Consider the following 24,499-nt stretch of genomic DNA (forward strand, 5'->3'; position numbering starts at 1 on the left):
TAGGCTGTGACCATGCCGAACGCGAGCCGTGGCCCGGCCTCTTCCCGCCCCCATGCCCCCTCCCCCGCCGAGCGGGAGGGCGAGCCGCTCAAGCACCAGACCGACATCGCACGCGCCGCGGCCCTGATCGCCGATCCCTCGCGGGCCCGCATCCTCAAGTGCCTGGCAGACGGCCGCGCGCTGCCGGCGGGTGCGCTCGCGGGCGAGGCCGGGATCAGCCCGGCCACGGCCAGTGTGCACCTGGCCAAGCTCGTGGAGGGCGAGTTCGTCACCGTCGAGCAGCAGGGCCGCCACCGCTACTACCGGCTGGCCGGGCCGGACGTGAGCGCCGCCCTGGAGTCCCTCGCCCTGATCGCTCCGCCCCTGGCCATCACCTCCCTGAAGCAGAGCAGCCGCACCAACGCCCTGCACCGCTCGCGCACCTGCTACGACCACCTGGCCGGACAGCTCGGCGTCGCCCTCATGCGGGCGCTGCTGGAGCGCGGTGTGCTCGGCGGGCACGACGGCATCCACCGCCCCAAGGAGGCGGTGCGGGACCGCCCTTCGTCCTACGGACGCGACATCCAGTACCGGATCACCGACGAGGGACACCGGCAGCTCGCCGGCCTCGGCGTGGACACGGACCGGCTGCCGCCGCGCCGCCCCGCCGTCCTGTACTGCGTCGACTGGAGCGAGCAGCAGCACCACCTGGCCGGCGGGCTCGGGGCGGCGCTGACGGCGCATCTGTTCACGCTGGGCTGGGTGCGCTGGGGGGTGAGCCCCCGGGTCGTCCATCTGACGGACGAGGGCGCCGCGGGGCTGCGCCAGTCCCTCGGCCTGGAACTCGCGGGCTGAAGGGGTCATCTCCACTTTGGCGGAGGCGTGCCTCGCCGATGGCGTACGGGCGCCGTGGACGGCTCCTCCGACAGCCGATGCGCGACCGGGGGGCCGGCCGTGAGGATCACGGCATGGAACCCATCTACGTACTCTCCGACCCCGAGCGTGAGCAGCTGACCGCCGTGCTCGAGTCCGTGGCCAAGAGCCCGTACGAGAACTACGAGGACTTTTCGCAGGCCGTCGGCGACGTGATTGCCCGCGGTGAGGTCCCCGCCTTCTTCACCGACATCTGTGCCCGCATCCACGCGGACCGCTCCAGCGGCGCGTCGGACGCGCACGCGCTCCGCAACTGCCCGCTCGACGCGGAGATTCCGCTGCTCGACCTCGACGACCCGGTCGCGGACAAGCACGCGAAGAAGCGGACCTTCGTCGGCGAGGCCTTCCTCGAACTCTTCGCCCAGCTGGTGAAGACCCCGCTGCTGTCCTACGCGACCCGTTTCAACGGGGACTTCTTCACCGACGTCGTCGCCATCAACCGCTACAGCGGGATGCAGACGGGCTTCAGCGACAGCGAGCTGGTCTACCACAACGACCGCACCGCCCACCCGGTCCGCGCGGACTTCATCTCGCTGCTCGGCATGCACTGCCCCGAGGGCGAGTACATCTACACCGGCTTCGTGGACGGGCGCGACCTCCTCGCGCACCTCACCGACGAGGAGCAGGCCGAGCTGCGCACGGCGCAGTTCATCACGCCGTTCGACGTCTTCTCCCGGGACAACAACAAGGACCTGACGGTCTCCGAGGTCCACCCGATCCTGGAGAACCACCACAGTTTCCGCTACCTGGACACCTGCACGACGGCGGCGCCCGACGCCCCCGTGGCGGCGAAGGACGCGCTGCTCGCGCTGAAGAACGCCGTCGTGCGCGCGGACAAGACCCGCCACCGCATCCGCACCGGCGACCTGTTCACCTTCGCCAACCAGGACGGCCTGCACAGCCGCGACAAGATGGAGATCAACGACGCGGCCGCGGCCCGTCAGCGCTGGCTCCTGAAGACGTACGCGTTCCGCGACGAGGCGGCCGCGCAGCGGCACTCGGACCGGTGGCTCGACGGGGTGCGCGGCCGGGTCGGCGACTGAACTCCGGTCGGCGGCGGCTTCGTTCCCCCGCCGTCGCCGCCGGCCGGCACCGCGTGCGGGACGTCCCACCGGGCGTCCCGCACGGCCGTCACAACCAGGGCGGCAGATCCTCGTCCAGGGCCTGGCGCATGAGCAGGACCGCCTCCAGGCGGTTGCGGACCGCGAGCTTGGCCAGAGCGTGCGAGACATGGCTCTTGACCGTGGCCGCGGTGACCTTCAGGCGCCCGGCCGTCTCCCGCGTGGACAGTCCCTCGGCCAGACACGTCAGCACCGCGCGTTCCCGCTCGGTCAGGGTGCGCAGCCGAAGGCCCGCCGAGCGGTCCTGAGGACGCGGCGGCCGCGCGGGCCCCTCGGTCCGCTGCGCCGCCGACCACAGGCCGACGAGCTGCGGCGACACGACCGTGTGCCCGGCCGCCACCGCGCGGACCGCCGCGGCGAGCCGGCCCACCTCGTGGTCCTTGACCAGGACGCCGCCGCAGCCCGCGGACAGCGCGGCCGAGAGCGAGGCCCTCGTCCACCGGGTGTCGAGCAGCACGACCCGCACCCCCTTGCGCAGCAACTCCGCGACCACGGGCGCCGGTCGAGGCGTGGCCGGGCCGGCCAGCACGACGACGTCGGCCTCGCCCAGCGGCCAGCGGTGCAGCGGCTGCGCGCTGTCGGCCGTGCCCACGACCGTGATCCGGTCGGCCCCGGCGAGGGCCCCGGCCAGGACGTGCCGGGACACCGGGTCGGTGTCCGCCAGCAGGACGGACACCTCGGAAGGCTCCGCGGCGCACAGCAGGATCTGCCCGTCACCGGCCTTGCGTACGGTCAACTCCATTGCGGCTCTCCTGAGCTCCTCGGGCATGTGTCCCACGGCTGCGGCCGGGACCGACCACGGTCGGTCCCGGCCGTCCGGCGTGCTCAGGCGGCGGTGAGCTGCCGCTGGTTCAGGAGCTCCCCGGCGAGGCGCTGCTTGAGGACGGAGATGTCCTCGCAGTCCCCGCCCTCGCGTTCGGCGATGTGCACCCGGTACAGCTCGGCCAGCTCCTCGGCGCTCACCTCGATGCGCAGCTCGTCGAGGATGTGCCGCAGCACGGCCCGGCCCGAGTGCCGGCCGATCAGCATCGAGCGCTCGCGGCCGAACCGGGCGGGCTCCACGTACTCGTAGGTGGCGGGGTTGCGCAGCATGCCCTGCTGGTGGATCCCGGCCGCGGTGCCGAAGGCGTACGTCCCGAAGATCGCCTTGTTGCGGGGCTCCTCCAGGCGGATGTGGCCGCGCATCGCGGTGTACGCCTCGTACATGGCGGACACGTCGATGTCGGTGTGCATGCCGAGGACGTCGCCCTTGTACGACAGCAGCGCGGCGAGCTCCTCCAGGGGCGTGTTGCCGGCGCGCTCGCCGATGCCGCCGAGGGTCGCCTGCACCTCGTCGGCCCCGGCCTGGAGACCGGCGACGGCGTTGGCCAGCGACAGGCCGAAGTCGTCGTGGCAGTGAGTGGCGATGCGGATCGTGTCGGGCAGCCAGGAGCGGAACGCCGCGATGAGGGCGGCGTACTCCTGCGGCAGGTTGCAGCCGGAGGTGTCGGCGACGGCGAAGCAGGTGGCGCCCGCCTCGACCGCGCCGAGCGTGATGGCGCGCAGCAGTTCCTCCTCGCCGCGGCTGGCGTCCTCGATGCCCACGGACACCGATTCCACGCCGAGGGCGCGGGCGTGGGCGACGGTTTCGGCGACCTCGTCGACGGCCTGCGCGCGGCTGATGCCCCGCTTGTGCTTCAGGTGCATGTCGCTTCCGGTCGCCATGACCTGCACCTGGTGGCGGTCGGTGCCGCCGGCCGCCACGGCGGTGTCCACGTCGGCGCGCACCGCCCGGCAGAAGGTGGTGAACCTGGCCGACGTGAGTTTTCTGGATATGAGCTCGGTGGCCTCGAACTCGCTGGGCGACGAGGCGGGAAAACCGGCTTCGATGTAATCCGCGCCAAGGGCTTCTATACGCAGGGCCATGTCGAGCTTCTGCTGTGGGTTCATCGCGTTCCCGGGGGCTTGTTCGCCGTCCCGGAGCGTCGTGTCGAAAATCGATACCCGACGTGATGCTGCTGTCCCTGACATCGCTTCCCTTTCATGGCAGGCGCTGCTCGTGCAGCTGGACTCTGCTGAGGCTAGGCACCTTTGAGCAGGTGTCAGGTGCCGTGGCCGTGGCCGACCGAGGCCATGTCCCTGATGGGTCCCGCAGGAATTCTTGAATAGGAGATACAGCGGCAGTGGCACGTCTGGGACACGGCACCGTTGGGTCAGATCAACCCATTGCCGAAAGGTGGAGGTGGAATGCGAAAGTTCCTCCGAAGGCGCTGCCTTTCCCGTTCCTCGTCGTACCGGAAGAAGGATTTCTCCCATGCGTATGTCCCGCCCGAACACCGCAGGCCTCGTCGGCAAGCTGGTCCGTCTGTGCGCCGTGGGGGCCGTCGTCGCCGCGCTGTCGGGCACGGCCTTCGCCGCGCAGTCCGCTCCCGCCGCACAGGCGCGCCCGAGCGCGGCACCCGCCGCTCCCGGCGATCTGATCTGGGGCTGATCGTCCGGGTCAGCCCCACAGCGGCGCGGGGACCGGGGCCAGTGCCCCGCCCGTCGGCCGCACCGGGGCGGACCCGTCCCGCAGGGTGAGGCCGGGCGTGAAGCTCACGTAGTGCGCGCCCGGCGCGGCCTGCAGCGCCGCGGCCCAGGCGCGCGCGGTCGCCGGTGGCGAGCCCAGCACGACCAACAGGCCGCGCTGGTCGGCCTGTTCCATGAGACGCAGGGCTGTGGTGAGACCACCCACTGCGTCCAGCGTGAGGCGCATCCCGTCGTAGCGGGACACCAGGCGTGCCACGTCGCGGTCGTCCCCGTACACCGTCCCCGCGATGATCGGGAAGGGCCGGGGCAGCGTGGTGAGCACGCCGGACTCGGTCTCCGGCAGGGGCTGTTCGAGCAGCCGCACCCCGTGGTCCCGCAGGACGGGCAGCATGGCCCGCAGCCGGTCCACGTCCCAGGCCCCGTCGGCGGCGGCCATCAGCCACGCGTCGGGGCGGTGCCGGCGCACCGCGTCGAGCCGGGCGAGGTCGTCCTCGACGGCCCGGGCGCCGAGCTTCACCCGCAACGAGCCGAAGTCGGCGCTCTCCTCCAACTCACGTTCCAGATCGGCCAGTTGGCTGCGTCCGACGGTGTGGACGAGCGGCACGGCCCGGGGCCGCGGGGCACCCACGAGATCCCACACGGGCTGTCCGGTGCGCTTGGCCAGCAGGTCCCACAGGGCGGTGTCCACCGCGCTGCGCAGCGGTCCGGCCGGAAGCAGTGCGGGCAGTTCGGTGGGGCTGAGCATCCGCAGCAGGCCGGGGCGCGCCCCGGCCAGTTGGGAGCGCAGAGCGTGGGCGGCGACCCCGGGTCTGAGGGTGGCCTCGCCCCGGCCGGTGCTGCCCGCGTTGCGCGCGGTGATCCGCACGACGGACCAGGCACCGGGCCACAGGGCCGGGTGGAGCGGCCGGGCGTGCAGGATGTCGCACTCCACGCGCAGCGGGGTGCCCGTGAGGGATCGAAGGAGTGCGGGGTCGAACACGTGGGCTCCTGTGGCTGCCGTGGTGGCGGAGCCCCATCTTGGTCAGTGGCCCGGCGGCGCCGCCAGGTCACCGGCACGGCACCGTGCGGCGTGTCCGGTTGTGGTCAGCGCGGTCCGTCGGACGTGCCCTGGTCGAGCAGCCCCAGCTTGGCCGCGGTGATGCCGGCCTGGAAGCGGCTCTCCACTCCGAGCCGCGCCATCAGATCGGCCATGACGCGGCGCAACGTGCGCACGGAGACGCCGAGTTCGCGGGCTATCGCCTCGTCCTTGCGGCCGGTGGACATCAGGCGCAGGACCCACAGCTGCTGGGAGGTCAGACCGGCTTGCGGGGTGCTGGCGGCCACGGACAGCGGAGCGGCGGAGGCCCAGCACATCTCGAACACCTTGACGAGCAGGGCGGTGACGGCCTCGCCGCGCAGCACCATCATCGCGTTCCGGGAGTTGGTGTGCAGGGCGGGCACCAGGGCCTGGACCCGGTCGACGAGGATGAACCGGAACGGGACGATGTGGGCGATGCGCACCTGGGCGCCCGCCGCCTGCAGCTCCTGCAGGTGGTTCATCGAGTGGATGATGCGGGTCATGGGCCGCAGGTGGATGCTGCGCATGGTGACCCCGCGGTCGAGCACGCACAGGTCCCGACGCAGCCCCTGGGCCAGAGCCTCCGGCGCCATCACGGGGCCGGGGTGCATGCTCAGGATCTCGGAGGTCGCGATGTCGGCGGTGTCGCTGAGGACGCGGGCGATCCGGTCGGGGTCGGTGACGACCTCGCTGTCGAGGCCGCTGCTGCGCGCGGTGTGCAGCGGCAGGAACACCTCGCGCATCACGTCGATCTGTTCGCGGGTGCTGCGGATCTGCTCGGTCAGCCGTGCCGCCGCCGTCTCCTGCGAGGTGAGCAGGCGCAGCAGGGCGGCCTCGGGTGCGGTGGCCCGGGCGGTCGGCTCGCCGCCGACGGCATCGTTGTCCGGGCCCTCGATGAGCAGCCCGAGGCGGAGCAGTTCCTGCCGGGCGGGCTCCAACTCGTCGACAGTGGTGTCGAGCTGCTCGCAGGCACTGCGCACGGTCCAGTTGCTGCGCGTCGAGGCGTATTCGAACAGTCGCAGGGCCTGGGGTCCTAGGGTCGGGGAGCTCATACCGTCCGCTGCCTTTCCGCGCCTGTGGGGTCGGGCGCATCGATACCTGGGGTGAGGGGGTGGTCCTGTGCCATCGGGTGTGGCCCCAGCAGGTCCCAGAGCCCGCTGAGCCGCGTACGGCGATCGGAGCCGGACTGCTCGCCCGCGAAGACGGTGGCGACGAGCAGGTCGGCGAAGGTGCGGGAGGGGAGAGCCAGCGCCATTTGCCCGTCGTCCTCCGCCTGCTGCACCAGGGCGGTGACATGGGCCGCGACGGCCGTGAGCAGGTCCCGCTCCCCTGGGCCGGGACGTCCGTCGCCGGCGAACCTGATCGCGGCGCGGAAGTGCGGGTCGCGCTCCATGCAGTGCACCAGCCGCTCGGCCAGCGCGCGGAGTCGGCCGAGCGCGTCGGGACAGGTGCCCTCCACGTCTGTGCGGAGGGTCGCCCAGCGGCGTGCGGCTTCGTCGCGGACGGCGGTGGCCAGGGCCTGCTTGGAAGCGAAGTGGCCGTACAGGGCGCCCTTGGTCATGCCTATCCGGTCGACCACGTCCGCCAGCCGGGCCCCGGAGTAGCCGACCGCGGCGAACTCCTGGGCCGCAGCGCGCAGGAGCCGCCGTCGGGTGCGCTCTGCGCGCGCCTGACTCATCGCGGAAACCTCGCCCTCGTGTCCGCTCTGCCGCACCGGTGCGGTGATTGCTGCATGACAACAAAATACCCTCCCGAAGGTATTTTTTCTGCCGATGTGTCTGGCCCACAGAGGCCACATGGCCGTCCGGGGCCAGACGGGTCAACTGACGCGCATCACCTCGGCCGATGCCAGGCGCGGACCGGGGATCTTCTTGAGGAAGCGCCAGCCGTGCGCGACCCCGTGGTCGGTGAGGACGGGGTCATCACCGACCACGACGGGATGACCCACCAGGGACAGCATCGCCAGGTCGGTGCTGTGATCGCCGTAGGCGTAGCAGTCCTGGGCCCGGACGCCGAGGCGCTGCAGGAGCGCGGCCACCGCCTCCCCCTTGCCGTCGCCGATCACGGGCCGGGACACCTCGCCGGTGAGCCTGCCCGTCGCGTCGGTCAACTGCTCGGTGGCCAGCACATGGTGGACGCCGAGGTCGTCGGCGACCGGCTGGACGAGCAGCTCGCCGGAGCCGGTGACCAGGGCGATCTCGTCACCGTACGAGCAGTGCATGTGCAGGCAGTGCAGCGTGTCGAGGAGAAAGGCGCGACGGCCGCGCCGGTAGCGGGCGTACCAGCGGTCGGCGGACTCGGCGAGCACGGCCCGCTGGACGCCGGCGAAGTGTGCGAAGTAGGCACGGTTCAGCGTCTCCCGGTCGGCTCCGGTGGTGAGCGGGGCCTGCGGCTCCCGTCCCTTCCGGGCCAGTTGGGCGGACCAGTGACGCCAGAAGTCGAGCATGCTCTTCTCGGTCAGCAGCGTCTCGTCCACGTCGAAGAACGCGATACGCCGTGTCATCGGGCTCCTTCGAGGTCGACCGTGCGGGCGGCGAGCCGGGCCCGGGCGTAAGTGGTCGCGGCCGCCTCGAAGTTGAGGGTGCCGTGGGCGCGCGCCGCCGTGATGTCCCGCCAGCTGCGTTGCAACGGGTTGGTGTCCTCCAGGGCCCGCGCGCCGGCGGAGTGCAGCATCTCGTCGGCGGCCGTGCCGCACAGCTCCACGGCCGCGGCGACATCGCGCTGGTTCTCGGCGGCGAGGAGCGGCGTGATCGGCGCGGTGTCGGCCCGCTGCGCGGCCCGCTCCAGGAGCAGCCGGGCCGACTGGATGTTCGCCGACACCTTCGCCAACACCCTTTGCTGGGGCGGCTGTTCGGCCGCCGTGCTGCCATCGGGGCGGACCCGCAGGCACTGCTGGCTCCACCAGTGGCGCAGTGTTCCTTCAGCGGCGCCCAGCACGGGCGCGGCGAAGACCAGGCCGGCCACCAGCGGATACGGCACCGTGTGACAGCGGGCCGCATGGGGCTGTGCGCGGGCGAGGTCGCGGACGGTGAAGGACAGATGCCCGGGGACGAACACGTCGGCCTCGACCGTGTTGCTACCGGTGCCCCGCAGGCCGACCGGGTGCCACGTGTCGCGCACCTTGACGTCCAGGCGCCGTACGGCGAAGACGCGGCTCTCGCGCGCTGCGCCGTCGGTTCCCTCGCCCCACGAGGCGAGCAGCACCCAGTCCGCGTGGTCGACGCCGCTGGCCATCGTCCACTCGCCGAAGACCCGCCAGCCGCCGTCGACGCGCTCGGCGTTCCCCTGTGGCGGCACCACGGAGGCGGCCACGCACACATCCGGGGTACGGCCCCACAGTTCGCGCTGTCCGGCTTCGGGGAGATAGGAGGCGAGGCGGCCGTGAGCGGCGTACAAAGACGCGCACCACGCGGTGGACGCGCAGGTCTCCGCCACGCTGGAGGCCGCGTCGAGCAGCGCGGTGAACGTACCGGCGCAGCCCTTCCAGCGTTCGGGCACGAAGTGCCGGGCGAAGCCGTCGACGACCAGGGCGTCGGCGACCCGGTCGGTGAGCCGGCGCGACTGCTCGAGCAGGTCGTGGTCCGCCCGGGCGGTGCTCAGCGTGCGCTGCAGGTCGTTCAGCATCGGGCAGCACCGGCCAGGGCGGGCACCGGGCCGGCCTCGTCGGCGCAGCCGGCCACGCGGGCCGTGGCCAGCGGCTGCGTTCGCTGCCGGGCGACCAGCTGGAACGCGCCCTCCCCCACGGGCTCGGCGGTGATGGTGACGGGCAGGCCGAGGTCGCCGAACCTGTGGAAGGACGTGTCCATCTGACGGATCATCCAGCCGGCGGCGGCCTGCGGGGCCATCCGGACGAGGACGGCCTGCCGGAACGCCTCGACCATGACCATCCCCGGGACGTGGTCACTGGCGTGGTCGAACAGGGCGGGGTGCCCGGTATCCATGAGCAGCCGCCAGCCCTGCGAGGCGGCCGGGCCGTCGGCGAGGAGCACGGCATCGTCGCGATCCCGGCCCACGAGGGCTGCGGGCAGCGCGATGTGCCCGGCCGAGGCCGGCGTGACGGGCTGCTCGGTGTCCGGGCGGGCCCCACGCCGCCGGATGCTGGCGTACTGCCGGGGCGCGTAAGCGTCCCAGCGCATCGCGGCGCGGCCGATGCGGCGGCCGGCGATCTCGAGCGTCGCGAAGGACGCCATCCGGAAGCGGTTCGGGTTGCCCGGCTCCCGGCGCACTTGGATGTCGAGGATGGCGTCGGCGCCCTCTTCGCGGTCCCGGACCGGCTCGTTCAGCTGGAAGTCGAAGCGGTGCAGGACGAACGCGTAGTCGGCGGGTACGTCGTGGAAGCGGTGCGAGAGGTAGATCCCGGACTGCCGCATCGTCTCTGCGACGAGCAGGGAATCCCGGGTCCCGTCGGCGCGGCGGTGGTGGAGCAGGTGATTGTCCGGCCAGTGCATCCCCACGGCGAAGCGATCCTCGCCGATGCGCGTGGCGGACTCCAGCAGTACCTCGTGGTCCGCGGACTTGTGCACCATTCTTCGTGGGACACGCACCCGCTTGGCAACGTCTTGCACGTCTTTCCCCTCCCTGTAAGAAGCTGGTGACCTGCAACTCTCTTGATCACCGACTACTTGGCAGGTCGAAAATATACCTACGGGAAGGTATATTGCAATGGCTGTTCGGAGCCCGGGCAGCACTGATCCGCCCAGTCGGCGAGAGCTGCGAGGAGGCTCACCAGTGAACACACCGAGCAACATGGAGCACAGGAAGAGCCGGGCAGCGTTCCCGCAGGCGGAACGCTCCACCGCCGAGGCCGCCCGCGCCGGACGCAGTCCGGAACTGCACCAGGAGCGTGCCGTCCAGACCCGCCTGCAGGTCCTGGAGGCTGCGGCGACCCTGTTCGACCAGCGCGGATACGCGGGCACGTCCATCAAGAACGTCGCCGAGCAGGTGGGCATGACCAAGGGCGCGGTCTACTTTCACTACCCCACGAAGGAAGCGCTCACCATCGCGGTCGTCGAGGCGCACTACGCCCGCTGGCCCAGTCTGCTGAAGGCCTCACAGAGCAAGGGGCTCGGCTCGCTCGACACCCTCATCGACCTGCTCGACCAGACCGCGGTCGCCTTCCAGGACGATCCGATCGTCCGGGGCGGTGCCCGGCTGCAGATGGAACAGCCGCTGCCGCCGGGCACCCTCCCCACGCCCTACGTCGGCTGGATCGACCTGCTGCGACAGTTGCTGACGGAGGCCCAGGAAGCTGGGGAGCTGCGCGCCGGCATCAGGCCCGAGGCCGCGGCGCACACTCTGCTTGCCACCTTCTTCGGCACCCAGCACATCTCCGCCCGGCTCGACCGCAGGTCGGAACTGGTCCAGCGCTGGACTGACTCCCGTGACCTCGTCTTCTACGCCCTGCGGGCCTGAGACGGGGGGATTTTCAGACCGCTTACAAGCGCCTGATCAGGTGGGCCGTGGACGGCACGTGGGAACGCATCCTCGCGCCCGTTCTTACTGCGGCGGATGATGGTGACGATGTGGGCCGGACAGTCTCGGTGGACTCCACCGTCTGCCGGGCTCACCAGCATGCGGCCGGAGCCAGGAAAAGGGGGCGCCTGACCGGTCCGAGCCCGAGGATCACGCGCTCGGACGCTCCCGCGGCGGCCTGAGCACGAAGGTCCACTTGGCCATTGGCAGCCGGGCTCGGCCTCCGGGCATCCATGTCACCGCCGGTCAGGCCGGTGACGCACCGGCCTTTGAGGCGGTCATGGCCAGGATCCGGATCCCACGCAGCGGACTCGGGAGGCCAGGAACCCGCCCTGCGGTCGTCCTGCCGGATCGCGCCTATTCGTCCCGGATCACGGCGAAGGTGCGGACGTGCCCATGCAGGGGTGCTGGGGGAAGGGGTCGAGACGGCTCGCTGTGATGCGGTCGCTTTTGTGGGTGCGCGGGGTTCGATGGTGGACATCGTGCAGATGGTTGGGCGTGCTCTGCGTATTCGGCCTGGTGAGGGAGAGCTCGCTGCTTTGGTGGTTCCGGTATTTCTCGGTCCGGGCGAGGAGGGCCGGGAAATGCTGGTCTCGAACTCCTACGACTCCCTCAGCAAGGTTCTTGGGGCCTTACGGGCGCACGACACGGAGACGATCGAGGCGCTCGCTGATCCCCGCGCGGCCGAGCGGCTGACGCCGGGCGGCCGTCATGGGCCCAGCAGCGGCGGCAGCTCCTCACTGACCAGTTCGATGTTCCGGGCGGTCAGGTCGTCCGGCATGCCGGCGATGCTCGCCCAGAAGATGAGGTGTTCCACCGGCAGCCCCTCGGTCGTCTCCTTGATCTGGGCGGCGGCGTCCGCGGGGGTGAGGATCTTCAAGGCGCCCCAGGGGGCGTTGGAGGTCCGGTTGCGGAACTCGTCGGGGTGGATGATCGGCGGCCGGGGCTTGTCGGTGCCCTCCACGGAAGACTGCCGGTAGCTGTTCATCTGGTGGGCGAGGCAGGGCGCGACGCGCGCCCAGGCCTCCTCCGGGTCGTCGGCGAGGATGATCGGCAGCAGGCCGGAGACCCGGGCGGTCGCCGGGTCGTGGCCGCCCTCGACCAGTCCCTCGCGGTAGTGCGGGAACAGCTCGTGGGATATGTGCAGCAGCCCGATGCCGAGCCGGCCGGCGATCCGCGCGCCGCGGGGTCCGTAGAAGCCGCCCCACAGCGGAACGGGGTCCTGGATCGGGCCCGGGGTGACGCCGCCCTCCTCCCAGAGCCGGCGGACCTCGCGGATGTGCTCCTCGGTCCGCCGGAAACGCCGCGTGAAGTCCGCGCCCATCAGGTCGTATTCGGGAACCCGGTAGCCGGCGCCCATGCCCAGCTCGAGGCGTCCGCCGCTCACGAGGTCGACGATCGCCGCCTCCTCCGCGAGCTGGGCGGGCTTGCGCAGCGCGGGCAGCACCACCGAGGTGCAGATCCGGGCGCGGCGGGTGCGGGCCGCGGCGGCGGCGGCGAAGGTCAGTGGCTGCGGCAGATAGCCGTCCTCGAAGAGGTGGTGCTCGGTGAACCACAGCCCGCCCGCGCCCCGCCGGTCCGCTTCCTCGCAGAATTCCAGGCTCCGCGCATAGTGGTCGGCCCAGGGGCGCTTCCAACCCTCCGGGTTCCGCAGGTCGAAGAGAAGTCCCACATCCATTGTGAAGTCCCCATTCATAGAGCGATTTTGACGGACCGTAGCAGCTTCCGGCATATGGCACCTCCCCCTCGAAAGGGGAGGTGAGAATTCCCTCCCCGCGAGGGAGGAACGCGGTCCGCCCTACCGTCTATCTTCCTGTCGGGCACCGGGGTGGAAATAGAAAATGAATTGAGCGGGGGTTGAACGGGGCGGGAGTTCGGCCGGAGCGCAGCTGGAGTTACCCGAAACGACCCTTCAACCACGCTGACACGCCAAGGGCAGTGGTGAAAGAAGAAGAATCATGTCAGAAAAAGAACGTGAACTCATAGCCCGATTCGTCGATATGACTGTTGGTCAGCGGCGGTGCGGGGGCGTGCGGTCAGGCGAGTGCGGCGGCGGGTGGGTGCCAGCTGGTGCCGGTGAAGGCGTCGCGTAGGACGGCGAGGGGTTGACCGCGTGTTTCGTGGCGGCGGAGAGGACGCCGAGGAGGAGGCCGAGCACAGCGCCTCCGGAGGGGGCGCCGGGCTCGCCGGGTTTTCTGCGGAACGAGATCCCCGGGTCAGGCCTCGCAGAGGCCCTCGACGGCGATCTTCTCGAAGATGTGCGCATACGACACGATGTCGTCGGGGACCCCGACGGACATGGCCTGGAACTGCGGGTTGCCGAGCGCCTTGGCGAGGTCCTCGGTCGACTCCCAGATCGCGACGTTCATGAACAACTGGCTCCCCGCCGTGCCCTGGTGCATCTGCAGTGAGACGAATCCCGGCTGCGCCTTCATGAACTCGGCATGCATCTTCCAGCGGGCCAGGAACGACTCGGACTTGTCCTTCGGGACGATGAAGGTGTTGGCCAGGACGATGGGCCCGGTCTTCTCCTTGAACTGCGCGAACATCGACGTGGTCGGGTCCAGGTTCTCCTGCTTGGCCATTTTTTACTCTTCCTCTCGATATTGATTCAATGGCGCCCCATCAGGCCGCTTCGCGTCGGCCTATGCCTTGCGCGAAGCTGAAGAGGCCGTTCGGGTCGTACCTGTTCTTGGCCTTCACCAACCGCGGATAGTTCTCCGCGTAATAGGAGGTCTTCCAATCCGCCAGTTCCGGGTCGATGAAGTTCTGGTAGGTCTCGCCCGAGGAGAGCGGGTCGATGGCCGCGAAGCCCGCGTCGACCCACACCTTCGCGGCGGTCCGGAGCTCGTCGGTGACCGGCCCCTGCGCCATGAAGCCCTGGAAGTTCACGGAGAAGCGGCTGTCGCGGTGCACGAACGCCGTCGCGGTGCGGTCCAGGTCCCGGGCAGCGCCGTCGATCGGCAGCACCTGGAGCCCGTGCGTCTGGCCGCCGGACACCCGCTCGTCGTCGAAGAGCGCCAGGATCCGCGCCCAGCCGTCCCGGGGCACGGCATCACGGATCAGGCGGCTGCGCTCCAGCGCGAACGCGGTCCGGGGAAGCTGCCCCCGCGGGAAGGCGCCCGACCGGTGGCATTCCTCGGTGGTCTTCTCCGCACAGCCGAAGATCCCCGTCATCAGGTCGCGGTAGGGCAGCACCGAGGTCTGCCGCGAGGCCGGCCTGCCTGTCAGGGAGTCCAACCGGGCCAGCTCCGCGTCGAGTTCGGCCGGGGTTCCGGTGGAGACCACGATGACCGACGGGGTCGGGACATTGCCCGGTGCCGCGTCGGCGAGGGTGACCACCGCCGCCGAGCCGATCGTGCGGGGACACTCGGCCAGCCACCGGGAGTAGCCGTCGAGCATGTCGAGTGCCTGGTCGTAGGTATAGCCGAGTTGCGCCGTGGCCACCTGCGACAGGGCGGTCGGCGTCAGCGTGTAGGACGTGACGATGCCGAAGTTGCCGCCTCCGCCCCCACGCAGCGCCCAGAACAGGTCCGGGTACTCCTGCGCGGAGGCCGTGACGATCTGTCCGCTCGCCAGCACCACCGTCGCGGAGGTCAGTGCGTCGCAGGCCATACCGAGCGTCCGGGTGAGGAACCCCAGGCCGCCGCCCTGGACGAACCCGCCGGCGGCGACGGTCGGGCACGCGCCACCGGTGAGAACCAGACCCGAGTCGGCCAGCGTGTTCAGCACGTCGACGTGCTGTGCGCCCGGGCCCAGCGTCACCGAACCGCCGCCGACCCGCACCGAGTCCAGCCGGGACATGTCCACCACCAGGCCGGTGCCGGTGGAGTACCCCGCGGCGCTGTGGCCGCCGCTGCGCACCGCCGGAGCCAGTCCGTTCTGCTGTGCGAAGTCGAGGCACAGCGCCGCGTCCCGCGCATCTGCGCAGTAGGCGACGGCCTGCGGGGCGATGGCGTCGAACTGCATCAGGCCCAGCTGCTTGGCGGTCGCGTACCGGGCATCGGAGGGGAGCACCAGGTCCCCGGTCAGGTGCCCGCCCAGTCGGCTCCAGGGAACGGCGCCCAGACCCAGGGCACGGGTGGCGGGGGCCGCCGCCGCGGCGGCGGCCCCCGCCGCACCGGCCCCGAGCAGCGCCCGACGGGTGATCATGAGGGGACTTCCTCTCTGCGGTTCGGTGTCCCGGCCGGTCCGGCCGGTTCGGGCAGGCCCCTGATGTCGGCGTCCAGACCGCCGAGCCGGGAGGCCAGCAGCTCGCGCACCGCCCGGTGGCCGAGGAGTTCCCGGAACAAGGAGCGCACCGGCTCGATCTCCGGGCCGCCGAGCATGATGAGGGTCTGGGCGTCGATGATCGCCATGGCGCGGTGGCCGGCCCGGTGCCGCTCCTCGTGGTACGAGTCCAGCAGCCCGGCCGGCGCGGTGCCCGCGACCTCGGCGGCGAGCTTCCAGCCCAGGTCGAAGGCGTCCTGCAGGCCGAGGTTGATGGCCTGTCCGCCGACCGGCAGGTGGCGGTGGGCGGCATCTCCGGCCAGCAGCACCCGCCCCCGGCGGTAGTGCGCGGCCTGGCGGCTGACATCGCCGAAGGCGTTCACCCACACCGGGGTGCCGCCGCTGATGTCCTCCCCGGTCACCCGCGACCACGCCTGCGCGACCTCGTCGAAGCCGGGTGCGGCGGTACGCACCGCGGGCGTGCGCCCGTACTCGTGCACCATGACCCGGGTCAGTCCCTCCCGGGTCGCGGCGACCGCGAAGCCGCCGGGCAGCCGCTGGAAGCGGCGGTCGGGGATGTCCACCCCGCGGACGTCGCAGCGCAGCAACTCGCGGCGGGCGTCCCGGCCGGGGAACTCGAAGCCGGCCAGGGCGCCGACGGTGCTCTCCTCGCCGTCGCAGCCCACCACGTACTCGGCGGTCAGCCGCACGCGCCGCCCGGAGCGCACGACGGCGTCGACGGCCACTCCGTCCGCAGCCGGATGCAGCGCGCGGACCTCGTGCTCGCGCCGGATGTCCGCGCCGAGCTCGCGCGCCCGGTCGCCGAGCAGTGCCTCGACCCGCGCCTGCGGCACCTTCCACTGGCCCGCGAACGGGGAGGGCTGGCCGTCCAGGTCGAGGGGCAGACCACCGAAGTGCCCCCGGGGCTCACGGGGCACGGTGCCGAGCGGCGCCAGCAGGCCGCGCTCGTCCAGGAGCTCCATGGTGCGGGCGTCCAGGGTGGTGGCCCTGGACTCCGTCGTCGGTGCGGCCAGCCGCTCCAGCACCGTCACCTCGGCCCCGCCGACGCGCAGTTCACCGGCGAGCGCCAGCCCGACGGGCCCGGCACCGACGACGATGACCCGACTGCCCATGTCAGCCCCGGCCTTCGGCGTATTCCTTGGCGTACCCCAGGGTGGCGCGGCTGTTGCCGCTCAGGGCGTTCCTGACGTACGTCCGGGCCTCCGGCAGCCCCGCGCCGGCTCCGAGGACCTCCTCGACGGTGGCGGGGTTGAGGACGACGGTGTGCTGGGACGTGGCCTCCACCCCGCCGTCGACCTCGGTGAGCGTCCAGCAGCCGGTGTGCAGGGTCATCAGCTTCGGCAACGTGATCTGCTTGTAGAGGATCCTGCTGTGCGGGACGCACACCCGGATCGACTCGGTGGTGTGGGTGGCGCCGTCCTTGGTGCGGGTGTCCATCCGCAGCACCTGCAGGCCGGGGTCGTCCTCGGTCAGCGTCGTGGCCGCGACGTGGGGCAGCCGCTCCGGCCAGCGGTCGGCCTCGTTGAGGAAGTCGTAGACGTCCTTGCCCGTGCCGGCGATGCGCACCGAGTCCTCGAAGGAGAGCACCAGCCCGTCGTCGCGGTCCGTGGGGGCGGTGGCCAGCTCGACGTTCGCCTTCAGCGCCGCCAGTTCGGCGGTGCTGTTGCGGTCGACCGCGGCCTCGATCCAGGCGAGGCCGTCCGGGTCGTCGTCGACGGCACGGTAGTCGTGCAGCAGCCGCACCCGGGACTCCGTGTCGGACAGCGGCTCGATCAGCCAGGTGCCGCCCATGGCCGCCACGGGCGGGGCGGACACCTCCTGGCGGAAGGTGATGCGCCGCCCCTGCGGGTCGAGCTCGCGGCGCGAGGTCCAGCTCTTGGCGCTCCCGTTGGCGGTGGCCCAGATGCGTATCCGCTCCGCGGAGCCGTCCAGCTCGACCTGCTCGACATGGACGGTCGGCGGGAACAGCCGGGGCCAGTTCGCGACCTTCTCGATCAGTTGGTAGACAGCGTCGGCGGGCGCGCCCACCGTGATCTCGTGCTCCACCTCGCGGTGGCCCGGCTTCGTCATCGCCGGATCTCCTCCCGGTTCGGTCCGTTGTGGACGGAGGCCCCGATCGGGCCTCAGAAGTTGTCGAGTCCTCAGAAGTTGCCGAGCCCGCCGCAGACGTTCATCGCCTGGGCGGTGATCGAGGCGGCCCGGTCGGAGGCCAGATAGCCGACCAGCCCCGCCACCTCGTCGGGGGTGGAGTAGCGGCCGAGCGGGATCTTGGCCTGGAACTTCTCCAGGACGGCCTGCTCGCTGGTCCGGTAGGCCGCTGCGTACCCCTGCCGCACGCGCTCCGCCATGGGCGTCTCCACATAGCCGGGGCACACCGCGTTGACGGTGATCCCGGTGGGCGCCAGCTCATTGCCGAGTGCCTTGGTGAAGCCGACGACGCCGTGCTTGGAGGCCGAGTACGGGGCGCCCAGGACGACGCCCTGCTTGCCGGCGGTGGAGGCGATGTTGATGATCCGTCCGCGCTCGGCGCGCCGCATGCCGCCCGCGTTCAACACCTCCCGGGTCATCAGGAACACGCTGTTCAGGTTGGTGTTGATGACGTCGAACCACAGCTCGTCGGCGATGTCGGCGGTGATGCCGCCGCCGCTCCGGCCCACGTTGTTGACCAGGACGTCGACGGGGCCGTACCGCTCCACCGCCGCCGCGACGAAGGTGCGGATCTGCTCGGGGTCCGTCACGTCGCAGGCGATGCCGTCGGCCTCGAAGCCGTCGTCCTGCAGCTCCTTCACCACCGTGGTCACGTTCTCGGCGGAGCGCGCGCAGATGAAGACCCGGTGCCCCTGCTCCGCCAGGCACCTGGCCGTCGCGCGTCCGATCCCCGAGGTGGCGCCGGTGATCAGCGCGACCCGGCCGTCGTGTTCGGTCATGCCACTTCTCCTTCCGTTGGTGGGATCGGTCGGGCTCAGGCCGCGAGGCGCTCGGCGAGTTGGCCGTTGACGGCCGCTATCAGGTCCGCCGGGGTCGAGGTGCCGCTGAGCAGCTCCGTGTCGAGGCGCACGCCGTACTCGCGCTCGATGCGGCCGCATACCTCCAGCCGGGCCAGCGAGTCGTAGCCGATCTCCTCGAAGGTGCGCACGGCGATCTCGCTGTCGAGAGGGAGGTGCTCCGGCTCGCCGGCGCACTGGCGCAGAATCTCTCGGATGTGGTCCAGGGTGAACTCTTGGCTGATCATCACGAATCTCCCGATTCAGTTGACGGGTCGACGGCACGGCGGACGACCGCGGCGGAGTTGAAGCCGCCGTGTCCGCGTGCCAGCACGAGGGCGGTCCGGACGGGTGCCTCCCGCGGTTCGTCGCACACCAGGTCGAGGCCGTAGCCCGGAGAAGGTGCGACGTTGACGGTGGGCGGGATCAGTCCGTCCCGGATGGCCAGCAGCGCCGACGCCACATCCAGTGGTGCCGCGCCGGACAGCAGCCGTCCGGTCATGGTCTTGGGGGCGGTGACCGGGACGGCGCCCGGTCCGAACACCGCGCAGAGGGCGTCGGCCTCGATGCGGTCCGCCTCCGGCACGGCGGCGGCGTCCGCGAAGACCACGTCGACCGCGCCCGGGGCGATGCGGGCGTCGTCCAGGGCGAGCCGGATGGTCCGCTCCAGGCCCGGCGGGCGGCCGCTGCCGGGCCTCGGGTCGAAGGTCGACGCGCACCCGGCGATCTCGCCGTACGGGCGGGCGCCGCGGGCGCGGGCCGTGGCGGCCGACTCCATGACCAGCAGCGCGCCCCCCTCGCCCGGGACATGGCCGGACGCGGCGGTGTCGAAGGGCAGATAGGCGCGGTCCCGGTCGGAGACGGTGCTCAGCGCGCCGCCGGCCAGCCGTGCCACATGGCCCCAGGAGCAGATCGACCCGTCGACGCCGCCCGCGACGACGAGCCGGGTGCCCCTGCGGATCTGGCGGCGCGCCTGGGCGAGCGCGTCGAGGCCGCCGGCCTGGTCGGCCACCAGCACGCCGGACGGCCCGCGCATCCCGTTGCGGATCGAGATCTGGCCGGTGTTCACCGCGTAGAACCAGGCGAAGGACTGATAGGCGCTCACATAGCCGCCGCCCTGGCCCCACAGGTTCCGCAGTTCGCGTTCGCCGAACTCGAAGCCGCCGGCAGAACTGGCCGTCACCACGCCCATGTCGAAGGACTCCCAGTCCTTCGGCACCACGTCGGCGTCCGCCAGCGCCCAGTCGGCGGCGACCAGGGCCAGCCGGGTCATGTGGTCGGTCTGTGGGATCAGCCGGCTCGGCAGGTGGTCCTCGGCGACGAAGCCCGGCACCTCGCCGGCGAGCTTGGCCGGGTAGCGGTCGGCGTCGAACCTGGTGATCTCGGCGATGCCGCTCTTCCCGGCCAGCGTCGCCTGCCAGTAGTCCTCCGTACCGAGGCCGTTGGGCGCGGTGATCCCGAGCCCGGTGACGACGACGGAGCCGGTCATGACACCCTCCCGAGGATCATCGCGCTCTGGAAGCCGCCGAAACCGCTGCCGACCGTCAACGCGGTGTCGATCCGGTGCGGCCTGGCTTCCAGGGGCACGTAGTCGAGGTCGCAGTCGGGGTCGGCCTCCCGCAGGTTGGCGGTGGGCGGGACCAGGTCGTTCTCGATGGCCAGGACGGTGGCCGCGATCTCCAGGGCGCCGATCGCGCCGAGCGAGTGGCCGATCATCGACTTGATGGAGCTCACCGGGGTCCGGTAGGCGTGCTCGCCCAGAGCGAGCTTGAAGGCCGCGGTCTCGTGGCGGTCGTTCTGCGGGGTGCCCGAGCCGTGCGCGTTGATGTAGCCGACGGCCTCCGGGTTGATCCGCGCCTCGTCCATGGCGCCGGCGATGGCCTGCGCCATCTCCCGGCCGTCGGCCTTCAGCCCGGTCATGTGGAAGGCGTTGCACCGGGTGGCGAAGCCCTTGACCTCCGCATGGATGCGGGCGCCGCGCCGCCTGGCGTGCTCGTACTCCTCCAGGACCAGCATCGCCGCGCCCTCGCCGAGGACGAAGCCGTTGCGGCTGCGGTCGAACGGCCGGGAGGCGTGCTCCGGGTCGTCGTTGCGCGGCGTGGTGGCCCGGATCGCGTCGAAGCAGGCCACGGTGATCGGGGAGATCGGCGCCTCGGCGGCGCCCGCGATCATCACGTCCACGCCGCCCTCGCGAATCAGTCCGGCGGCATGGCCCACGGAGTCGAGGCCGGAGGTGCAGCCGGTGGAGACGACCGCGGCCGGCCCCTCGGCGCCCACCGACCGGGCCACCTCGGCCGCGAAGGAGCTGGGCACGAAGTAGTCGTACAGATGGGGCACGGCGTACTCGTGGTCGACGGCCTCCAGCCGGCCGCCGTCGCTGACGACCTCGTACTCGCGGTCCAGGGACATGGTGGCGCCCACCGCGCTGCCGACGGTGACACCCGTGCGATACGGATCCAGGCCATCGGACTCCAGGCCGCTGTCGGCCATCGCCTCCGCCGCCGTGACGACGGCGAACTGCTCCGCCCGGTCCATCCGCCGTATCTGCTGCGGGGTCAGGCCGTGCTCCCCCGGGTCGAAGTCGGCCTCCGCCGCCACCCGGGACCGGAACGCGCTCGCGTCGAAGAGGCTGATCTCGCGCGTCGCGGTGCGGCCCTCGCTCAGCAGGCTCCAGAAGCCCTTGGTGCCGATCCCACCGGGCGCGATGACCCCGATGCCGGTGATCACGACCCGCCGCTCGTTCATCGAGCGTTCCAGTGGTAGAAACGCTCGGCCATCGCGTCGGCGGGCGACCGCCAGGTGGCCGGGTCGTAGGCGTCGATGAACGGCTTCAGATCAGCGCTGACGTTCGTGAAGAGCGGGTGGTTCTTGGCCTCCTCGATAGCCGCGCCGCCATCGTCGGAGTCGAAGTCCTGGAGATGGAAGTAGAGGCCGCGATAGCTGAACAGCTGACGGCGGCGGGTGCCCATGAGCCCCGGCATCTCAGTGGTGTCGAACTCCCCGAAGATGCGAGAGACCTCGCCCTGCGACGCCGGGTCCATACGAGCAACGATCAAGGTGCTGTGCATCAGTCCTTCTCCTCATTCGACTGCGGTTACTGACCGGCCGTCGCGAGACGCCTCGTCCCGAACCAGCGGGCCAGCGCGTCGGGCAGCGGCCCGCATCCGGGTGTCGCCCATGCGACATGGCCGTCGGGGCGAAGCAGCACGGCGGACGTCCCGGCGAGCGGGCACCCGTCGGGCAGGCGGTGCGGGGCCGCCGTCACGAGGTCGACCCGGTCGGCCCACGGTGCCGCGGTGCGGCGCAGCTCCGGATCGTCCGCCAGGTCCAGCAGCACCCCGCGGCCGGTCCGCAGCCCGGCGACGGTGGTCGTCGGGCCGTCCGGTCCGAGGAGCTCCCGCTTGGGGATGCGGGCGCCGAGCAGCGGGTGCGTGCCGGGGCCGACGTCGTAGCTGATGTCGAGACCGCTGACCATGGCGGCCAGATGGCGGCGGACCTCGGGAAGTTCCATCAGGTCCGCGATCACCTCGCGCAGCGGCTCGCCCTCCGCTCCGCTCAGGTAGATCACGCCCTGGGCGAGCGTGTTGAGCAGGAGCCGGGCGCCGACGGGGTGGCGCTCGGCGTGGTAGGAGTCGAGCAGATCCGGCCCGGCGGTGCCGCGCACGACGGCGGCAAGCTTCCAGCCGAGGTTCATGGCGTCCTGCACACCGACGCTCAGTCCCTGCCCGCCCACCGGGAGATGAGTGTGGGCGGCGTCGCCGGCCAGCAGCACGGAACCCCTGCGGTACTCGGTGGCCTGGCGCGTCGCGTCGCCGAAGGAACTGATCCATTGCGCGGTGCCGCCGCGCAGGTCCTCCCCCGTCAGACGCTCCCAGGCGTCCGCCAGCTCGGCGAACTCCGGCGGCCGGGTGCGCCGCCGCGGCGGGCGGCCGTGCTCGCACGCCACGATGCGGTCGACGCCACCGCCGATCGGGACGGACATCACCATCCCGGACGGAACCCGCTCGCCGATCCGGCGCGGGCGCAGGGCGCACCCGGCCACATCGGCGATGAACATCTCCCGGGTCGACGGGGTCCCGGCGAACTCGAACCCGGCGGCGCCGCGCACAAAGCTGTGCCCGCCGTCGCAGCCGGCCAGGTAGCGGCAGCGCAGCAGGCGCGGCCCGTCGGGGGTCTCGGCCTCGACCCGCACGCTGTCGCCGTCGTCGTGCAGGCCGACCACGGTCCAGCCACGCCGGATGTCGACGCCGAGCTCCGTCGCCCACGCCCCGAGCACCTGCTCGGTGCGGGCCTGCGGGACACTCCGCGCCCCGAAGTGGGCGTCCGCCAGGACGCTGTAGTCGAGCGGGATTCCGCCGAAGTGCCCCGACGCGCTGATCCCCAGATCGCCGAAGCGCGGGAGCAGGCCGCGCTGGTCGAACAGTTCCACCGCGCGGGCGGTGAAGCCCAGGCTCCGGGACTCACCCGAGGGCTGCTCCAGCTGGTCCAGGACGAGCACCTCGACTCCGCCGAGGCGCAGTTCCGCGGCCAGCACGAGCCCCACGGGGCCCGCGCCGACGATGATCACCGGAGCGTCCATGGCGCCTCCTTGGCAGGCGGGAATCGCGGCAGGCAGCCGCGGACAGGAAAGGTGGTGGTGCGGGCAGCGACGATGCTGCGGGTAATTACGGAAGGACAGCGCCATCAATTCGAGGAATTCGAATACATCGGGCACACCGGTCCTGCTGTGAATGAGGGTGGCACCGAGCCTGTCGGAATGTCAACGCCCGATTTCCGTCCGGCAATTCTCTACCGCGCCTCCGTTTCGCCTCCAGTGCGCCGCTACTGCCATCAGGCATCCTGGAGGGCCGAATTGCAGAATACGCGCGCAACTCAATTCCTCACCCGCCGCTATTCAAAGACGCAAAGAGGGGTCCCCGAGTGACCGTGTCGGTCGAAACTCCCCGAGCAGATATGGAACCAGCGCTCGACTCCGCCCTGCTCGACGTCCTGCGGGAGGCTTCCGTCCGCACCGCGCGTACCGGGCGCGCCGACGAGGCGGCGCTGCGGGCGGTGCGTGCCTCCGGTCTGCTGGGACTCGCGGTGCCGGTCGGCTTCGGCGGCGCCGGCGGGAGCGCCGCGACCGTCAACGCCGTGCTCGAGGAGGTCGCCCGGGTCGATCCGTCGATGGCGACCGTCCTCTTCCAGCACTTCGCCGTGAGCGCCCGGATCGGCGAGTGGGGCACCCCCGCTCAGCAGGCGCGGCTGTTGCCGCGGATGGCCGCCGGCTGGGTGCTGGCCGCCTCGGCCTGGAGCGAGACCGGAGCCGGGGCGGCGAAAGAGCGGCTCGCCGCCACCGCGCGGGCCGGCGCGGACGGGTCATGGACGCTGGACGGGGTGGGGTCCTTCACCACCGGGGCCGGCATCGCCGACCTCTACCTGGTGCTCGTCCAGACCTCCGAGGCCGAGGACGGCAGCGCCCGCCGCGGTTCCCGGGGGCAGACCTTCTTCCTGGTCCCCGCGGACAATCCCGGACTGACGCCCGAGCCGAGCCCGGACCCGACCGGAATGCGCGGCTCGGCGACCGGCTGCGTCGCCCTGAACGGCTGCCGAGTGGCGGACGGGGACCGGCTGGGCCCGCTCGGCGGAGCCACCGAGATCATCGCCGGGGTCCGGGAGACCGGGTCGACCCTCGGGGCCGTCTCCGCCGGGATCGCCCGCGCGGTGCTGGACCTCGCCCTCGCCCACTTCGGGCGCGCCGGACTGCCCGCCGGGTCCCCGCGGGCCGCCCGCCTGGTGGAGCTGGCCACCTCGGTGGAGGCCGCCCGGGCCGTGGTGGCCAGCGCCGGCCGCCGGGGATCCGCCGGGCCCGGGACCACCACCCTGCACAGCAAGCTGTTCGCCTCCCAGGCCGCCGAGCAGATCGCCCTCGACGCCTCCCGACTGCTGGGACCGGTCGGCCATGTGACCGATCATCGGCTCGGCACGCTGCTCGCCGACGCCCGTGCGGTCACGATGATGGGCCCCGCCAACCATGTGTGCCGTGAGCTGATTGCGGCGTCATTGCAGCGGTGACGCCTGCGCCGCCGGAGGAGCGCGGCTCCTCCTACGTGGTGGACGGCGTGCTGCCGCTACGGACCCTCCTGGTCGAACAACCCGCAGACGCGACAGCCCCCGCTGGCCCCCGGCTCGGAGATCCGGTGGCCGGTGGCGGGCCGCCACCGGCCACCGGATCT

At 71.7% G+C, this 24,499-nt stretch carries 24 protein-coding genes and 1 pseudogene; 6 read left to right on the top strand and 19 right to left on the bottom strand.

Annotated features, from left to right (window positions below):
- Positions 1–12: 12 nt before the first annotated feature.
- Together OG698_RS48035 and OG698_RS48040 are read left to right on the top strand one after the other, a co-directional pair.
- Entirely contained in the window at positions 13–834 is an 822-nt protein-coding gene (locus OG698_RS48035; protein WP_331729249.1) for a helix-turn-helix transcriptional regulator, read from the top strand.
- A gap of 113 nt (positions 835–947) precedes the next feature.
- Positions 948–1,955, top strand: a complete 1,008-nt coding sequence (locus tag OG698_RS48040) for a TauD/TfdA family dioxygenase (RefSeq protein WP_331729252.1) — start codon at positions 948–950, stop codon at positions 1,953–1,955.
- 88 nt (positions 1,956–2,043) lie between these two features.
- On the opposite strand, the gene OG698_RS48045 is transcribed toward OG698_RS48040, so the two are convergent.
- Positions 2,044–2,775, bottom strand: coding sequence for a response regulator transcription factor (locus OG698_RS48045; RefSeq protein ID WP_331729256.1), 732 nt, complete (start codon positions 2,773–2,775; stop codon positions 2,044–2,046).
- Positions 2,776–2,858: 83 nt separating this feature from the next.
- Entirely contained in the window at positions 2,859–4,043 is a 1,185-nt protein-coding gene (locus OG698_RS48050; RefSeq protein ID WP_331729259.1) for a pyruvate carboxyltransferase, read from the bottom strand.
- Between the two features lie 283 nt (positions 4,044–4,326).
- Here OG698_RS48050 and OG698_RS48055 point away from each other — a divergent pair, with 283 nt between their 5' ends.
- Positions 4,327–4,503, top strand: coding sequence for a hypothetical protein (locus OG698_RS48055; RefSeq protein ID WP_399977400.1), 177 nt, complete (start codon positions 4,327–4,329; stop codon positions 4,501–4,503).
- A 9-nt stretch (positions 4,504–4,512) separates the two neighbouring features.
- On the opposite strand, the gene OG698_RS48060 is transcribed toward OG698_RS48055, so the two are convergent.
- From OG698_RS48060 to OG698_RS48085, 6 genes are all read right to left on the bottom strand, one after another.
- Complete coding sequence (locus OG698_RS48060) at positions 4,513–5,520, bottom strand: enolase C-terminal domain-like protein (RefSeq protein ID WP_331729266.1); 1,008 nt, start codon at positions 5,518–5,520, stop codon at positions 4,513–4,515.
- 104 nt (positions 5,521–5,624) lie between these two features.
- Positions 5,625–6,650: a helix-turn-helix transcriptional regulator gene (locus OG698_RS48065; protein ID WP_331729270.1), complete on the bottom strand. Its 1,026-nt coding sequence runs from the start codon at positions 6,648–6,650 to the stop codon at positions 5,625–5,627.
- A complete protein-coding gene (locus tag OG698_RS48070; protein ID WP_331729273.1) occupies positions 6,647–7,276 on the bottom strand; it encodes a TetR/AcrR family transcriptional regulator in 630 nt (209 codons plus the stop codon). Before OG698_RS48070 ends, OG698_RS48065 begins: the two co-directional genes overlap by 4 nt.
- A 141-nt stretch (positions 7,277–7,417) precedes the next feature.
- On the bottom strand, positions 7,418–8,101 hold the full coding sequence (locus tag OG698_RS48075) for an HAD-IB family hydrolase (RefSeq protein WP_331729276.1): 684 nt from the start codon (positions 8,099–8,101) through the stop codon (positions 7,418–7,420).
- Positions 8,098–9,222 carry an acyl-CoA dehydrogenase family protein gene (locus tag OG698_RS48080; RefSeq protein ID WP_331729279.1) on the bottom strand — a complete coding sequence of 375 codons (1,125 nt, stop codon included), beginning with the start codon at positions 9,220–9,222 and terminating at the stop codon, positions 8,098–8,100. Before OG698_RS48080 ends, OG698_RS48075 begins: the two co-directional genes overlap by 4 nt.
- Entirely contained in the window at positions 9,216–10,124 is a 909-nt protein-coding gene (locus tag OG698_RS48085; RefSeq protein WP_406111868.1) for a ScbA/BarX family gamma-butyrolactone biosynthesis protein, read from the bottom strand. The genes OG698_RS48080 and OG698_RS48085 overlap by 7 nt, the downstream gene beginning before the upstream one ends.
- 202 nt (positions 10,125–10,326) lie before the next feature.
- Here OG698_RS48085 and OG698_RS48090 point away from each other — a divergent pair, with 202 nt between their 5' ends.
- Both OG698_RS48090 and OG698_RS48095 read left to right on the top strand, forming a co-directional pair.
- The gene (locus tag OG698_RS48090; protein WP_331729285.1) at positions 10,327–11,010 is read left to right on the top strand and encodes a ScbR family autoregulator-binding transcription factor; all 684 of its coding nucleotides are present in this window, start codon (positions 10,327–10,329) and stop codon (positions 11,008–11,010) included.
- A 5-nt stretch (positions 11,011–11,015) separates the two neighbouring features.
- Positions 11,016–11,440: pseudogene (locus OG698_RS48095) on the top strand (transposase); the annotation flags it as partial.
- Positions 11,441–11,779: 339 nt separating this feature from the next.
- On the opposite strand, the gene OG698_RS48100 reads toward OG698_RS48095, so the two are convergent.
- The 11 genes from OG698_RS48100 to OG698_RS48150 form a co-directional block, all read right to left on the bottom strand.
- Positions 11,780–12,748, bottom strand: coding sequence for an LLM class flavin-dependent oxidoreductase (locus OG698_RS48100; RefSeq protein ID WP_331729289.1), 969 nt, complete (start codon positions 12,746–12,748; stop codon positions 11,780–11,782).
- Positions 12,749–13,286: 538 nt separating this feature from the next.
- The gene (locus tag OG698_RS48105) at positions 13,287–13,655 is read right to left on the bottom strand and encodes an antibiotic biosynthesis monooxygenase family protein (protein ID WP_331729292.1); all 369 of its coding nucleotides are present in this window, start codon (positions 13,653–13,655) and stop codon (positions 13,287–13,289) included.
- A 40-nt stretch (positions 13,656–13,695) separates the two neighbouring features.
- Complete coding sequence (locus OG698_RS48110; RefSeq protein ID WP_331729295.1) at positions 13,696–15,222, bottom strand: FAD-binding protein; 1,527 nt, start codon at positions 15,220–15,222, stop codon at positions 13,696–13,698.
- Entirely contained in the window at positions 15,219–16,412 is a 1,194-nt protein-coding gene (locus tag OG698_RS48115) for an FAD-dependent monooxygenase (RefSeq protein WP_331729298.1), read from the bottom strand. The genes OG698_RS48110 and OG698_RS48115 overlap by 4 nt, the downstream gene beginning before the upstream one ends.
- 1 nt (position 16,413) lies before the next feature.
- Positions 16,414–17,370 (bottom strand): aromatase/cyclase, encoded by a 957-nt coding sequence (locus OG698_RS48120; protein ID WP_331729301.1) that lies wholly within the window; start codon positions 17,368–17,370, stop codon positions 16,414–16,416.
- Positions 17,371–17,441: 71 nt separating this feature from the next.
- Positions 17,442–18,227, bottom strand: a complete 786-nt coding sequence (gene fabG, locus OG698_RS48125; RefSeq protein WP_331729305.1) for a 3-oxoacyl-ACP reductase FabG — start codon at positions 18,225–18,227, stop codon at positions 17,442–17,444.
- A gap of 35 nt (positions 18,228–18,262) precedes the next feature.
- Positions 18,263–18,532, bottom strand: a complete 270-nt coding sequence (locus tag OG698_RS48130) for an acyl carrier protein (protein ID WP_331729308.1) — start codon at positions 18,530–18,532, stop codon at positions 18,263–18,265.
- Positions 18,532–19,773, bottom strand: coding sequence for a ketosynthase chain-length factor (locus OG698_RS48135; protein WP_331729310.1), 1,242 nt, complete (start codon positions 19,771–19,773; stop codon positions 18,532–18,534). Before OG698_RS48135 ends, OG698_RS48130 begins: the two co-directional genes overlap by 1 nt.
- Positions 19,770–21,029 carry a beta-ketoacyl-[acyl-carrier-protein] synthase family protein gene (locus OG698_RS48140; RefSeq protein ID WP_331729313.1) on the bottom strand — a complete coding sequence of 420 codons (1,260 nt, stop codon included), beginning with the start codon at positions 21,027–21,029 and terminating at the stop codon, positions 19,770–19,772. Before OG698_RS48140 ends, OG698_RS48135 begins: the two co-directional genes overlap by 4 nt.
- A complete protein-coding gene (locus OG698_RS48145) occupies positions 21,026–21,352 on the bottom strand; it encodes a TcmI family type II polyketide cyclase (RefSeq protein WP_331729316.1) in 327 nt (108 codons plus the stop codon). The genes OG698_RS48140 and OG698_RS48145 overlap by 4 nt, the downstream gene beginning before the upstream one ends.
- Before the next feature lie 26 nt (positions 21,353–21,378).
- Complete coding sequence (locus OG698_RS48150; RefSeq protein WP_331729578.1) at positions 21,379–22,863, bottom strand: FAD-dependent monooxygenase; 1,485 nt, start codon at positions 22,861–22,863, stop codon at positions 21,379–21,381.
- Between the two features lie 374 nt (positions 22,864–23,237).
- On the opposite strand from OG698_RS48150, the gene OG698_RS48155 reads away from it, so the two are divergent.
- Positions 23,238–24,338 (top strand): acyl-CoA dehydrogenase family protein, encoded by a 1,101-nt coding sequence (locus tag OG698_RS48155; RefSeq protein WP_331729319.1) that lies wholly within the window; start codon positions 23,238–23,240, stop codon positions 24,336–24,338.
- The last annotated feature ends 161 nt before the right edge of the window (positions 24,339–24,499 follow it).

The sequence above is a fragment of the Streptomyces sp. NBC_01003 genome (assembly GCF_045162695.1).
In the GTDB taxonomy this organism is placed as follows: domain Bacteria; phylum Actinomycetota; class Actinomycetes; order Streptomycetales; family Streptomycetaceae; genus Streptomyces.

Excerpts from the sequence above, each read along its gene's own strand:
- OG698_RS48105 (WP_331729292.1), bottom strand. The coding sequence starts at position 13,655 with ATGGCCAAGCAGGAGAACCTGGACCCGACCACGTCGATGTTCGCGCAG.
- OG698_RS48145 (WP_331729316.1), bottom strand. The coding sequence starts at position 21,352 with ATGCACAGCACCTTGATCGTTGCTCGTATGGACCCGGCGTCGCAGGGC.
- OG698_RS48035 (WP_331729249.1), top strand. The coding sequence starts at position 13 with ATGCCGAACGCGAGCCGTGGCCCGGCCTCTTCCCGCCCCCATGCCCCC.
- OG698_RS48100 (WP_331729289.1), bottom strand. The coding sequence starts at position 12,748 with ATGGATGTGGGACTTCTCTTCGACCTGCGGAACCCGGAGGGTTGGAAG.
- OG698_RS48070 (WP_331729273.1), bottom strand. The coding sequence starts at position 7,276 with ATGAGTCAGGCGCGCGCAGAGCGCACCCGACGGCGGCTCCTGCGCGCT.
- OG698_RS48085 (WP_406111868.1), bottom strand. The coding sequence starts at position 10,124 with ATGGTGCACAAGTCCGCGGACCACGAGGTACTGCTGGAGTCCGCCACG.
- OG698_RS48120 (WP_331729301.1), bottom strand. The coding sequence starts at position 17,370 with ATGACGAAGCCGGGCCACCGCGAGGTGGAGCACGAGATCACGGTGGGC.
- OG698_RS48110 (WP_331729295.1), bottom strand. The coding sequence starts at position 15,222 with ATGATCACCCGTCGGGCGCTGCTCGGGGCCGGTGCGGCGGGGGCCGCC.
- OG698_RS48065 (WP_331729270.1), bottom strand. The coding sequence starts at position 6,650 with ATGAGCTCCCCGACCCTAGGACCCCAGGCCCTGCGACTGTTCGAATAC.
- OG698_RS48050 (WP_331729259.1), bottom strand. The coding sequence starts at position 4,043 with ATGTCAGGGACAGCAGCATCACGTCGGGTATCGATTTTCGACACGACG.
- OG698_RS48150 (WP_331729578.1), bottom strand. The coding sequence starts at position 22,863 with ATGGACGCTCCGGTGATCATCGTCGGCGCGGGCCCCGTGGGGCTCGTG.
- OG698_RS48155 (WP_331729319.1), top strand. The coding sequence starts at position 23,238 with ATGGAACCAGCGCTCGACTCCGCCCTGCTCGACGTCCTGCGGGAGGCT.
- OG698_RS48140 (WP_331729313.1), bottom strand. The coding sequence starts at position 21,029 with ATGAACGAGCGGCGGGTCGTGATCACCGGCATCGGGGTCATCGCGCCC.
- OG698_RS48045 (WP_331729256.1), bottom strand. The coding sequence starts at position 2,775 with ATGGAGTTGACCGTACGCAAGGCCGGTGACGGGCAGATCCTGCTGTGC.
- OG698_RS48075 (WP_331729276.1), bottom strand. The coding sequence starts at position 8,101 with ATGACACGGCGTATCGCGTTCTTCGACGTGGACGAGACGCTGCTGACC.
- fabG (WP_331729305.1), bottom strand. The coding sequence starts at position 18,227 with ATGACCGAACACGACGGCCGGGTCGCGCTGATCACCGGCGCCACCTCG.
- OG698_RS48055 (WP_399977400.1), top strand. The coding sequence starts at position 4,327 with ATGCGTATGTCCCGCCCGAACACCGCAGGCCTCGTCGGCAAGCTGGTC.
- OG698_RS48040 (WP_331729252.1), top strand. The coding sequence starts at position 948 with ATGGAACCCATCTACGTACTCTCCGACCCCGAGCGTGAGCAGCTGACC.
- OG698_RS48135 (WP_331729310.1), bottom strand. The coding sequence starts at position 19,773 with ATGACCGGCTCCGTCGTCGTCACCGGGCTCGGGATCACCGCGCCCAAC.
- OG698_RS48130 (WP_331729308.1), bottom strand. The coding sequence starts at position 18,532 with ATGATCAGCCAAGAGTTCACCCTGGACCACATCCGAGAGATTCTGCGC.
- OG698_RS48115 (WP_331729298.1), bottom strand. The coding sequence starts at position 16,412 with ATGGGCAGTCGGGTCATCGTCGTCGGTGCCGGGCCCGTCGGGCTGGCG.
- OG698_RS48080 (WP_331729279.1), bottom strand. The coding sequence starts at position 9,222 with ATGCTGAACGACCTGCAGCGCACGCTGAGCACCGCCCGGGCGGACCAC.